Below are 12,934 nucleotides of genomic sequence, written 5' to 3' on the forward strand. Positions count from 1 at the left end.
AATGGCCTTGATTCCTTTTGATGTCGCCAAAGCATTCTGTGCACTACCTCTCTTCCTCCTCAGATTACGCACAATTTTGTTCCATAATGAAACGTCATCCACCTATCTACGTTTCATTATGGAACGTTTTCACATTCGATTCTCAGCTTGTTTTTTGCGCTTATAGTGGTTCCAGTTTCATTAAATTGACCCTAAAAAATAGTCATTCTTACATTATATCTACGCAACAGGAGCAAGATATGCTGAAAGTCATTCAATCTCCGTCTAAATATATTCAAGGTGCTAATGCACTACAGTCTATTGGCCAATTCGCTAAGTTACTGGCTAATAACTATTTTATTATTGCTGATGATTTTGTAATGAAGCTAACGGCAGATGCGGTTGGCACCAGTCTACAAGCGAGTGAGCTAGAAAATCATTTTAGCCGCTTTAATGGCGAATGTTCCCGCCACGAAATTGAGCGGCTGACGGTTGAGCTGAAAAAACATCACTGCAATGGTGTGATTGGTATTGGTGGCGGGAAAACCCTCGATACAGCTAAAGCGATTGCTCACTATCAGCATATTCCGGTGATTGTGGTGCCCACCATTGCTTCTACCGATGCGCCAACCAGTGCGTTATCAGTAATTTATACCGAACAGGGCGAATTCGCTGAATATCTGATTTACCCTAAAAATCCTGACATTGTATTGATGGATACCGCGATTATTGCCAAAGCGCCAGTGCGCTTGCTGGTCGCCGGTATGGGCGACGCGCTCTCGACTTACTTTGAAGCTCAAGCTTGTTTCGATGCCAAAGCTATCAGCATGGCCGGCGGCGCTTCGACATTAGCCGCAGTGACTCTGGCCCGTTTATGCTACGAAACCCTACTGGCAGAGGGCTACAAAGCCAAGTTGGCGGTGGAAGCCGGCGTGGTCACCGAAGCTGTAGAACGCATCATCGAAGCCAATACTTATCTGAGCGGCATTGGTTTTGAAAGTAGTGGTTTGGCGGCGGCCCACGCCATTCATAACGGTTTCACTGTATTGGAAGAGTGTCATCACCTGTATCACGGTGAGAAAGTGGCTTTCGGCACCTTGGCGCAGCTCGTGCTTCAGAACAGCAGTATGGAAGAGATCGAAACCGTGCTCTCATTCTGCCAACAATTAGGTCTACCAATCACATTGGCGGAAATGGGTGTTTCACAGGATATCGAGCACAAAATTCGTGCGGTCGCCGAGGCCAGCTGTGCCGAAGGTGAAACTATTCACAACATGCCGTTTGCCGTCACAGCAGACAGCGTTTATGCCGCTATTATTGTGGCTGACCGTTTAGGCCAGGCTTTCCTCGATTAAAGCGTGTGGCAAATTGATAGACAAACTAACTGACTGAGTTTGCCGGTGTTCCTCAGCATCGGCAGCCCTATTTTCCAAGCATTCCCGTTCGCGGAGCATAAAATGAAAAAATTAATTAACAGCGTTGAGAGTGTATTGCAGGAACAAATTAAGGGATTGGTTGAAGCCCATCCGGAGCTGGCATTGCATCAGGAACCGCTTTTTATCACTCGGGCAGATGCGCCGGTGAAGGGCAAAGTCGCCTTGATGTCGGGGGGGGGCAGTGGCCATGAACCCATGCATTGTGGTTTTATCGGCGAAGGTATGCTGGATGGGGCTTGCCCCGGTGAGATTTTCACCTCACCGACGCCAGATCAAATGTATGAGTGTGGCCAAGCCATTGATGGCGGGCAGGGCGTGCTGATGCTAATTAAAAATTACACCGGCGATATTCTGAACTTTGAAACGGCGGCAGAGCTACTACATGCCGGTGGAACGGCGGTTGGCACCGTGGTGATTGATGATGATGTTGCCGTCAAAGACAGCCTGTACACCGCCGGGCGGCGCGGGGTAGCCAATACGGTCATTATTGAAAAACTACTGGGTGCCGCTGCGGTTCGTGGTGATTCACTGGATGAATGTGTGGCGCTCGGTCAAAAAATTAATAATCAAGGGCATTCAATCGGTGTCGCGCTTGGAGCCTGTACGGTGCCAGCAGCGGGTAAACCGTCCTTTATCTTAGCTGAAAACGAGATGGAATTTGGGGTTGGGATCCATGGCGAACCCGGTATCGAACGGCGGCCATTTATTTCTTTGAATGATACTGTGGATGCGATGTTCCAGACCCTAATTGACCACGGCAGCTACCAGCGCACATTGCGTCATTGGGACAGACAGGCAGAAGACTGGAGTGAAACGCGCCAGAGCAAACAACCACTGGCGAAAGGCGATCGAGTCATTGCTCTGGTCAATAATTTGGGTGCGACGCCGCTATCAGAACTTTATGGTGTTTGGCATCGTCTAGCAGCCTGTTGCGCCGACTTTGGTTTGACCATTGAGCGCAAATTGATTGGCTCTTATTGCACCTCACTGGATATGCAGGGCATGTCCATCACGCTTTTGAAAGTGGATGATGAGCTGCTGTCATTGTGGGATGCCCCGGTGAATACACCGGCGCTGGTTAAAAAATAATGCATCAGGAGAAAACCATGGGACTTACCAAACAACAAATTGTCAGTTGGTTACAGCTCTGCGCTGAGGTTTTCAGCGAACAGCGGGATTTCCTGACACAGTTGGATACCGACATCGGTGATGGCGACCACGGCCTGAATATGAATCGCGGCTTTAATAAAGTGGTCGAAAAACTGCCCTCTTTTGCCGATAAAGACATTGGTTTTATCTTGAAGAATACCGGTATGACCCTGCTTTCAAGTGTCGGGGGAGCCAGCGGCCCCTTATTCGGGACTTTCTTTATCCGTGCAGCCCAAAGTACCAATGCTAAACAAAGCCTTGATCTTCCAGCAGTTTGTCAGATGTTTAAAGACGGGGTCGAAGGGGTGGTGATGCGCGGTAAAGCTGAGCCGGGCGATAAAACCATGTGCGATGTTTGGTGGGCAGTGGTCTCGCAACTTGAGCAAGCTAATCAACAGGGTGTGCCGCTGGTGGATGCTTTGCAGCAAACCGTCGCAAGTGCCCAGCAAGCATTGGCAGGGACTATTACTATGCAGGCCCGCAAAGGCCGCGCCAGTTATCTTGGCGAGCGAAGTATTGGTCATCAAGACCCTGGGGCGACATCAGCGATGTTGATGATGCAAGCGCTATGGCAGGTTGCCAGTCACTAATGTGGCTCAGCCGATAAGGTTATCAGGAGGAAAGATGGTCAATCTCGTTGTAGTTTCTCATAGCGCGCTGCTGGCTCAGGGTGTGGCCGAACTGGCACAGCAAATGACACAAGGGGGCTGCCAGTTAGCGGTAGCCGCCGGTGTAGACGATGTGGATCATCCTATCGGCACGGACGCCATTAAAGTGATGAAAGCCATTGAATCGGTTTACTCTTCCTCGGGTGTATTAGTGTTGATGGATTTAGGCAGCGCATTACTCAGTGCTGAAACGGCGCTGGAGTTATTAGACCCAGAGATGGCAAAAAATGTGCAGCTTTGCGCAGCTCCGCTGGTCGAAGGGACTTTGGCTGCGGTGGTTGCCGCCTCGTCCGGGGCCTCATTGAGCGAGGTTCGCGCTGAAGCCATGGAAGCTTTGGCCGCTAAAGCCGCGCAACTCGGTGAAAATGTCAGCACACCTGGTACCAACCAGACTGAAGCTATCAAGGTGGCCCCTGATGCACAGAGTGTCAGTTGGGTGGTGCGCAATCCTAATGGATTACATGTCCGGCCAGCGGCTAAATTGGTTGAAGTATTAGCGCCATTTACAGCGGATTTACTGCTAGAAAAAAATGGTCAATGTGTGAATCCACGTAGCCTGAATCAGCTCGCCATTTTACAAGTACGCAAAGGCGATACTATTCGTTTGCTAGCCAGTGGCGAGCAAGCGGGTGAAGCCTTGGATGCTTTTATGCTGCTGGCGCATCAGCACTTTGGCGAATTGGTCACCACCACTGACAGCGGATTTACTGGTGTAATGGTTCCGCGTGGGACTATCACCGCGCCAATATTCCAGTGGCTACCTGCTATTCCGGTATTCTTACCGCAGACAATTAATGCTGGGCAAATTGCTAACGAGCAACTGCGATTACATCAGGCTCTGGCGCATACCATGGCTGATTTACAGCAATTGGCGCAGCAGGCAGAACACCAAATTAGTGCTCAGGCGGCGGCTATCTTTAATGCGCATGCCATGCTAATTGATGATGAAGAACTCTATCTGGCGATGGATCGGCGGATAGAACAGCAGTTAGTGTGTGCAGAGTCGGCATTACAGGATGAGTTAATGAGCATGGCGGCAGACTATTTGGCTCTGGATGATGACTATCTGCGCGTCCGCGAACTGGATATTCGCGATATTCTGAATCGTACTCTGGGCCATTTGACGGGGCTACCGCCAGTCGCCCTTACCCTAGACCGTGAAATTTTGTTATTAGCTGAGGAGCTATTCCCGTCACAAATGATTGGGCTGAATCGCCAGCAAGTAAAAGGAATTTGTTTAAGTAAGGGAAATATTTTCTCTCACAGCGCCATTTTGTCCACCGAATTAGATATTCCGATGTTAGTGGGTGCTACTGGTTGCCTTGAAAGCCGCCATAATGGCCAAAAAGCCCTATTAGATACCGCCACTGGAGAACTCAAACTCCAGTGAGCGGCATTGCCCTGAGTCAACTTAACGCTTTGAAATGGCAGCCTTAATTTAGGGCTGCTATTTGTGGAATTAAACTACGCAGTGGCGTCAAAATCTGGGTTTTCCAGTTATATTGCTCTTCTATTAGTGTGGCGCTTGCATGCCGGATGGTCTCTATTTCAAACTCCGTTAATTGGCCGATATGGTGGATGACCTCCGCTAAATGAGCAGCATCTCCTGGAATATGTAGGAACCCATTAATACCGTGCTCAACTTGCTCACTCAGCCCCCCTGAGTCGGCGACAACTAATATAGCCCCCTGCTTTCTGGCTAACCAGCGTGATTCCATAGGAATTAATCCATTCGGTTCATTTTCGGCAGAAAGAACGCACACGCGGGTATTACGCCACTGAATTAGGCAAGCCATCAGTTCGCGATCAAACGAATTTATAATCGAAGTGCGTACATCCAACTGGCTAGCTAATACTGATAATTCCGGTAAAACAGGATCACTCACGATTACGGCATGGATATCATTACCCAGGTAATTGGCTGCCTTCAGTAACAAATCATAGCGCTTATAATACACGCCTCTCCCTAACGTAATAGCCAGTGGGTATTCGAGTGATATTCCATAAGAAGATAGAGTGCTGCAGATTTCTTGTTCACTGCGTATTCGGAACCAGGGGTCATTGATATTTATCCCGGCGGGAACCGGTATAAATGTGTGTGGATCGGCACCATATTGTGAAACTAAATGATTAGCCAAAAAGTTGCTGATAGCACCGATTTTAATATTAGCATCAACCTTTGCCCATTGAATGGGTAATGATTCAGCCATAAGCCGTTCGGGATTGGGTAGTGGCATTTCATGATTAAATGCGGTGCCGTGAGAAACATAAATAACCTTTAAATTTATCTCTTCTGCTGCGGTATGTAAGCTGGCAATTAAAGGCGTAAATGAGAATGGCAGTTCATGACAGAATGCCAGGGTAATATCGTAATTTTCGCTGATATCAATAATTTTTGCAGCAGCAGCGGCCGAGGATATTTTCCAGTTTTGTATGTCGCCAAGAAAAGCATCACCGTAGGGCCATAAACACCCCGTCGCATTCCCTAATGTCATGTTTGGTACAGTAGAGAATGTACCGCCCATTTCATGAATTTTCTCTATATAATGGGCGTGACTATCAGCATCAAAAAAAATATTATATTTGCTGTATGCAATCTCAATAAAATGTGGCTCTAGCCAGATGTCATGAATAGACAATAAATCTACAATATCAGGAAGTGCTTGAATTTGCCCTCTAATATAAGAGCCGACACCACCAACAAAAATTTGAACCCCTTCTGTAGATAGATGAATAACACCTATTTTAAAGTTGTTTTTTTTGTGAAGTGGAAATATGTTTCCTTGCATATAAACCTCGGAATTTTAACGAGAAATATGATTTATAGATATGTAATTATTAGTCAGGAACTTATCTTCTTCGATACTCTATAATTATTGATAAATAAAAGATCTAAACCACAATTCAAAAATAAATCAATCGCATCCTTTGGCGTTTCTACTATGGGCATACCTTTAGTATTCAGTGAGGTGTTAAGCAAAATAGGTATTTTAGTCTCTTCAAAAAAACAGGTTATCAATTTATGAAATTTTCTATTGATATCCTTTTTAACAGTTTGAACACGAGCACTGCCATCGACATGGACAATTGAGGGGAGGTCAGCTCGGTATTGTTCTTTTACCTCGGCAATATATAGCATGTAGTCACTGTCATGACTCAAATGGAAATAGTCATGCACTTTCTCACACAACACCGCGGGAGCAAAAGGTCGGAAATCCTCGCGAAACTTCACATTGGCATTAATGTGATCTCTCATCTGTGAGCTGCGGGGGTCTGCTAAAATACTTCTATTACCTAAGGCGCGTGGCCCAAACTCTGACTCCCCCTGAAACCAGGCAATGACCTGACCAGATGCAATGGAATCGGCCGCCATGGTTTCAATATCTTCACAATAAGTGTATTCAATTTTATCAGTATATTTTTCAAGTTCTGTCACTACGCTAATATCATTATAGTTTTTTCCAAAATATGTTGAACCAGAATGTTTAACCCGCTCTTTCTTGAGGACTTCCAGCCAACCATAATAACAACACCCGATAGAAAGCCCATTATCACCAGCCGCAGGTTGGATATATAAATTATCGAACTTACATTCATTAATGAGTTTTTCATTCGCCGTGGCATTTAACGCAACTCCACCGGCATAAGCAAAGTTCGCCATAGGATGAAGTTGGTAATAATAGTTAAACAGGTAAAATAAGGCTTCTTCAAGTTTATTTTGTGCCCAATGCGCCAGATCTGCATAATATTGGAAGTTATCTTGAAAATGTGTCGGATGAGTATTCAGGAATGGGTCTATATTTGTCCACCAATCATTACGCAGTATCACTTTCCCTGAATTGAAAAAGAAAGGTTGCCAGCTAATAATATTTGCTCTTCCATAGGGAGCTAGGCCCATTAATTTACCAGCACAGTCAAGTTCACCAAAAATATACAAGGCTATTCCTTCGTAAAATTCCCCAATAGAGTTTTCTATTTCCCATGTTGAAACGGGATAGGTTTTTCTGTCCTTTCTGTTAACCCAGCGAGAAAAGTCTTTAAATATCGGCATCATTTTCCCATTTTGATAGACATAATAACTACATGTTTCCCAGTAGCGGTACCGATTATTAATATGAATATTACCTGTACCGGAGATACTCGTAATCATGTCATTACAATTATCTACACTGCCACCATGTCCATCAATAACGACAACACCCATATCATCATATGGGGATGTGCCTATTGCACTATAAGCATGAGCTAAATGATGGGAAAGTGTTACAACAGGAACCATGGGGGGGAGTTCCCTGTTTTTTCTATATTCTAATTGATCGCTAAAAAGTGGGTTGTGAGAGTTTTGTTCTACAATTAATGAAAGATCATTATATTCAATACCTGCGGCATCTAAACAATACTGAATAGTCATATTGTCATTAAATCCATCATGCTTTATTCTTGATATTCTTTCTTTTTCAATTGCAAATATAATCTCCCCATCCTTCATTAGACAGGTTGAGCCATCGTGGGATAAAACTGTACCAAGAATGTAAATTGGTTTTTTCATAATTAATATCCTTATTAATTTATAACAGAGTTAGTTAAGTCGTTAGTTAAGTAAATAAGCGAGCCTACGTGATATCGCGAGTGTTGTTAATGATGGATTAGCTGCGCCTGGTCGTGGGAATGTACTTGGGCCGATAGCAAATAGATTCTTAATATGATTAAATTCATGATTGTTATTTAATATTTCACCTAAGGGTAAAGTGCTACTTTCATGATTTTCTGTCCCTAGAGGGCTAATCCAAGTTATGGGCACATTGTAATTGGCGATCCTTGATGGTGAAAAAAACTGGTTGTGCACATCTCCCATAGTGCGGGCATGAATAATAAATCCCGCTTCAAAATCTAAAGGTTCAAATGGGATTTTTGTATCATTACATACATCACGCCAAAATATATTTAATTCATCTTTTTCTTTTTGTATTAGACTGTTGTCAACATCACTGAAATCACACGCAATAGTTAATGGCATGACGTCATCACTTGTCTCTACACTGATATTCCCGTGATTGGAGGGTATTTGCTCACCCATTGTCCATACTTCTAATTCAATGCCAAAATCTGATTCACTGACAGTAAAAAATAAATTAAATCTCTCCCCAGATAAACTAGGGCTAAAAAATATAGTGTCGGGATGACTCTCAATTAACTTCCCAATTCTTTCCGGGGCTTTATTGTATTCAAAGGTGACATTAAATCCCTGTACTATATGATCAACAACGCCTGTTATTTTTTTCTCGATTAAATTACCAGAGTCGTAAAGTGCTTGAATGGCTAAGCGTGAATTTTCAATGGTGCCTAAAGCAAGAACGCATTTATCCGCTAGCACATCGTATATCCTATTGTTCTTTATATTTCTTAATTTAGCCCCTATACATTTACCATTTCTAATAATAAGGGATTCAGCTTCATACTCAGATATGATAAGAGGGAGGTCACTGTATGGGGTGTCTTCTTTCCAATAGGATAATGGGGAGTAAGCCTCCCAACGGCCAGATTCCCCCAATATTTTAGTGACTTGAGGGGTTATCTTAAATTCAAAGCCAGCAAAATTTAAAGAATAGTTAGCATCATAGCTCTTTTCTGCCCATGCTAATATTTCGGACTGTACCTGTGTATAGAGAGGGGGGCCTTCTAACCAGCTTTCTGTTAAATCACTGACAATTTTTGCAGGCCAATATTCGAGAATTTCGGCTTCTATTGGTAAAATAACACCATGCCAATAGAGTGATCGGCCACCCACTCTTCGTCGTAAGCATGTTCCTTTTGAAAAATGAGGTTCACTTAAGGAGCACCATGAGCGGTAAGCATATTTATCTAAGTCTTCATTCTTCCAAAACTCATTAGCTCGTTGATATTCTTCGCCTGCATTTATATGATTGCAATCGTCAGCGGGGCCGGCCTCTATAACAACAACATTTTCAACTTTTCTATTGTTTAAATGTTTGGCTAATTCTAATCCTGACATTCCTCCACCTAATATCAGAATATTAACTCTGTCAGGGATCTCTGTCATCTTTGTGGGTGTTATCGAATCTATATTTTTCATTATGCATCCTCTAGTAGGAAAGTTTTTATTTAAAAACCAATGGTTTTAAATTAAAACCATATAATTCTCTTTGTAATTTATATATAAACTCTAGCCATGGGCCTTTAGGGAATTTTGATTGAATAAGAATTTTATTTTTGTCTAAACGCATTTTAATAGCTGTATCTCCAGCCGCATGCATGCGCATCCATTCAAATAACTGTTGTGCGGCATCTCCAGGGGAGGCCGGATTGACTTTTATATGGTGATATTCGGAACCATAGAATTCAGTGAACGCGGTATATTCTGTCACAGCACAAGGGACACCAGCGATGGCTGCAAGCGCGGGTCCTAAACCGACACTTTCAACATTTTCTACATTTGGAGTAAATAAAACTGCACCCGATAGAACATGACATATTATGAGTAAATCTATTTCATCTAAAAACCATTTATTATTTTTATTCTTATAAGTTTGCAATGGGACTTCATCTAAAAAAATAATGTCATCATTAAGATGCAATACATCAACTTGTTCCTTTAGGAAATTTGCATATTCAGGATCTTCGTTAATACTTCCAAATATAAGTAGCTTAGGAGAGCATGAATTTTTTGATTTATAAATCTCAATGAGTGCGCCAAATAGATTAATTGATATCTCTATACCTTTGACTCTAAATACCCTTACAGGAACAATAATAACAGATGAACCTTTGGTTATGTTATGTTGATTTAAAAACTCACTATGAGTTTTATTGAAAGAATATTTATCTATAGAAGGTAATATATTGGGGATAATGTCTGCTGTCAGTTCCGTTGGATAGTTTCTACATTCATTCTCCAGTGCCTCAGATGCGACTATCCATTTAGTGTGGGAGTTATTCTGAGGTATTGGAGTCAAAATATTAGGGTTTTGGGGATATAATCGTTTGGTATTCTCATAAATAGCATAGCTACCAAAAATATCATGTTCCCAGAAAATGACACCGCCATGGCCTTTTTTTTCAAAATAATTTTTTGCAGCATTATGGATAGCCAAGTTAACCGGGACTGCATCAGAGAGTGTCATATTCAAACAAAAAACCCAGTCAACACTATTATCCTCAAGCCAATTAATAAAATAATCCTTATAGTATTCAGAAATTAAATTTATTTTCTTTTGAACATCAATTATCTCTGCTTCAGTTAAATGCTCATATTTAGCTACTTTTTTCCTTATATTGATTAAATCACTACCAAAGTCCTCATTACACATTGAGTATTGATAAAAAGAACTGAGTTTCATCCATGTTGGGTAGTGTGACTCAGCATTACCGTGAGGGAAAAAATTAACTTTATCTGGTCGCCATGAAAACCCAAGATCTGTGGGTATTTCATTCATTATCATATTATGCTTTATAGCTATTTCAGCCGCATTTCTAAAAATGGTTAATAAACCGCTTGTTGGCAGACCATCTCCGGATATAACTGCCCATTTCATTTTTTCCATTATCTTTTCCTAATATCAACTATCCAGTCGAATTGATTTTTCTGCTAAAATATTAATTAGCGAAAATATTAATACACAAACAATCAGTATGGCGATAAAAGCTATTCTCAGTGATGTCAAATCTGCTAATAAGCCGATTAAAGGAGGCGTAATCAGTAAACCAACTCTTGACATCCAAGTGGCGAAAGTAATCCCACTTGTTGCATTTATATTAGGTAATTGTCCAATAAAAGATATTGTTAGCGGGAATATAACAGATATTCCTAATCCAATGAGAGAAAAACCAAGGATTGTAATGATTGTGGAATAAAAGCTTATTATTAAAATTATCCCAAGTATAGATAATATAAGTCCATATCTTAAAATGGTCATTTTACCAAATTTATTTGTAAAGTGATCGCCGAAAATACGACCAATCACTATACATATTTGGCAAGTAAGGTAAGGTAAACCAGAAATGACTGATGAAACATTATAAATTTCCTTCATATATATTGCACCCCAGATACTCGCGGTTTCCTCTATACTGCATGTAAATACCAGTATAATTAAGGCTATGATATAGAGTTGTATTTCTGATAGTCTTGTCCCTCTTGAGGTATTTTTACGAAGAGAAAACTTACTCTGTAAATATTCTGTTTTAAATAATAGAATATAAATAACTAACATTATTAAATTTAAAGTGAGTAATGTAAGGTTAAATTCCTCCATTGAAAACCCTAACCCAATGGCCGTTACTGCAATAAGTCCTCCCCAGATTGTACCAATACTGCCAGCACCATGAAGCCGATTAATCAAACTTTTCCCATAAGATTGTTGTATATTGAGAGCCTGTACATTGATACAAGTGTCTCCCCAAGAGTCAAAAACGCCGAATATAAAAAGTAATAATGTTATTTCATACCATGATGATGAAAATGCGACTGTTGATATGAAAATGATTAAAAATAGAAAAGTTACATTTGTTGCTAAATATAACCCAATGAAATTTATAAATTTCTTGGCGAATAATCCAAAAATTATTGATCCGGCTGGAATAGCTGAGATCATAATGCCAACCATATAATTACTGAGATTGAATTTTTCTTTTAAATCTGGAATCCATGGAACCAAGCTGGCATAAGTGACACCATGGATAAAAAAGAGTAACGATAATATGATACTTTGTTTTTTTTGCATTTTATATAGTCATTAAATTTATTTTGCATGAGGTTATAATTACAATATATAATTAAAATCAAATCCTAATATATTTCTATATCCTGTTTTTATTGATGGTTTCTTTAACTTTATAGGTGTTACCTGATGCCAAATAGTTGAGTTTTTATCTATGTGGAATAGCCCCTCACCCGGTTCTAATGTGTGTGATTTAATAACTTCATCTTTTTCTGTACAGTAAAGTTTGCTCGCCCCGCCTTCAATATTATATTTATCAATAACTAATGCGGATACAATATAGTCGCTACCATCCTGATGTAAACCTTCAGGTGAATTGGACACTGAGTGTATTGAGCTATCAATAATCAACGATACTTGATGACAAGTGACTTCAATTTTTTTTATTTCTCGCTTAGGTTCACATTCACACAGCATTTCTACAAAACTCTTAATCAGTATCTTTAATGTCGGAGATTCGGCTGCGGCCTGATCCATAGGAGGAAAGTGACGTATTAATTGCCTTAAATCTAACTGATGGTCAGCATGTTGAGTAAAGTTGATTAATGCGGGCAGGTCAATATTATTGATCACCCATTTATTATCGATATATTCAACAATGAATTGACAGATTCCTCTTTTTCTAAAGGCCTTATAGGCGTAAAAGATTTTTTTATCAGGTACCGATAAAGTAGATATCAGTGCCTGGATACCCTTGGGGGGCAACTTGTCATCAAGATAGCGTTGTGCCTCCTGAAGAATTACTTTTCTATTTCCAAAACATTTACTGATAAGAAATCTCAATTGAGATAATTTTATATCATTAGTGTCCCAATCTAGTTTTTCAAATGATAGTTCCTTTTGAATTGATTTTATATTCACACCAAAGTCATTTATATTAAATTGAATTATTTTATATTTAATTCCCATGATAAAAATATCCTGCCTTACTGGGTTGTTATTGATGAATGATATTAATTTAAAT

The 12,934-nt window shown here is 40.9% G+C and carries 10 protein-coding genes; 4 read left to right on the forward strand and 6 right to left on the reverse strand.

Features of this window, described 5'->3' with window-relative positions; all coding sequences use genetic code 11:
• Positions 1 to 239: 239 nt before the first annotated feature.
• From OVO64_RS12660 to dhaM, 4 genes are all read left to right on the forward strand, one after another.
• Positions 240 to 1,334 carry a glycerol dehydrogenase gene (locus OVO64_RS12660; protein WP_038636555.1) on the forward strand — a complete coding sequence of 365 codons (1,095 nt, stop codon included), beginning with the start codon at positions 240 to 242 and terminating at the stop codon, positions 1,332 to 1,334.
• A gap of 102 nt (positions 1,335 to 1,436) precedes the next feature.
• Positions 1,437 to 2,504, forward strand: a complete 1,068-nt coding sequence (gene dhaK, locus OVO64_RS12665; RefSeq protein ID WP_162928725.1) for a dihydroxyacetone kinase subunit DhaK — start codon at positions 1,437 to 1,439, stop codon at positions 2,502 to 2,504.
• A 17-nt stretch (positions 2,505 to 2,521) separates the two neighbouring features.
• On the forward strand, positions 2,522 to 3,154 hold the full coding sequence (dhaL, locus tag OVO64_RS12670) for a dihydroxyacetone kinase subunit DhaL (RefSeq protein WP_038636552.1): 633 nt from the start codon (positions 2,522 to 2,524) through the stop codon (positions 3,152 to 3,154).
• A gap of 34 nt (positions 3,155 to 3,188) precedes the next feature.
• Entirely contained in the window at positions 3,189 to 4,622 is a 1,434-nt protein-coding gene (dhaM, locus tag OVO64_RS12675; RefSeq protein ID WP_267248807.1) for a dihydroxyacetone kinase phosphoryl donor subunit DhaM, read from the forward strand.
• Between the two features lie 43 nt (positions 4,623 to 4,665).
• Here the strand turns inward: dhaM and OVO64_RS12680 are convergent, their stop codons facing one another.
• From OVO64_RS12680 to OVO64_RS12705, 6 genes are read right to left on the reverse strand one after another with little or no spacing between them, the layout of a single operon-like run.
• Positions 4,666 to 6,021, reverse strand: a complete 1,356-nt coding sequence (locus OVO64_RS12680) for a glycosyltransferase family 4 protein (protein ID WP_172667609.1) — start codon at positions 6,019 to 6,021, stop codon at positions 4,666 to 4,668.
• A 53-nt stretch (positions 6,022 to 6,074) separates the two neighbouring features.
• The gene (locus OVO64_RS12685) at positions 6,075 to 7,781 is read right to left on the reverse strand and encodes a carbamoyltransferase (RefSeq protein WP_120011105.1); all 1,707 of its coding nucleotides are present in this window, start codon (positions 7,779 to 7,781) and stop codon (positions 6,075 to 6,077) included.
• 42 nt (positions 7,782 to 7,823) lie between these two features.
• Positions 7,824 to 9,326, reverse strand: coding sequence for an oxidoreductase (locus OVO64_RS12690; RefSeq protein WP_042562596.1), 1,503 nt, complete (start codon positions 9,324 to 9,326; stop codon positions 7,824 to 7,826).
• A gap of 25 nt (positions 9,327 to 9,351) precedes the next feature.
• The gene (locus OVO64_RS12695) at positions 9,352 to 10,794 is read right to left on the reverse strand and encodes a hypothetical protein (protein WP_267248808.1); all 1,443 of its coding nucleotides are present in this window, start codon (positions 10,792 to 10,794) and stop codon (positions 9,352 to 9,354) included.
• Between the two features lie 15 nt (positions 10,795 to 10,809).
• A complete protein-coding gene (locus tag OVO64_RS12700) occupies positions 10,810 to 11,973 on the reverse strand; it encodes an MFS transporter (protein WP_038636543.1) in 1,164 nt (387 codons plus the stop codon).
• Between the two features lie 39 nt (positions 11,974 to 12,012).
• Positions 12,013 to 12,879 (reverse strand): 2OG-Fe dioxygenase family protein, encoded by an 867-nt coding sequence (locus OVO64_RS12705; protein WP_038636541.1) that lies wholly within the window; start codon positions 12,877 to 12,879, stop codon positions 12,013 to 12,015.
• Positions 12,880 to 12,934: the final 55 nt, after the last annotated feature.

This window comes from Yersinia sp. Marseille-Q5920, assembly GCF_946902935.1.
Lineage (GTDB): Bacteria > Pseudomonadota > Gammaproteobacteria > Enterobacterales > Enterobacteriaceae > Yersinia > Yersinia rochesterensis.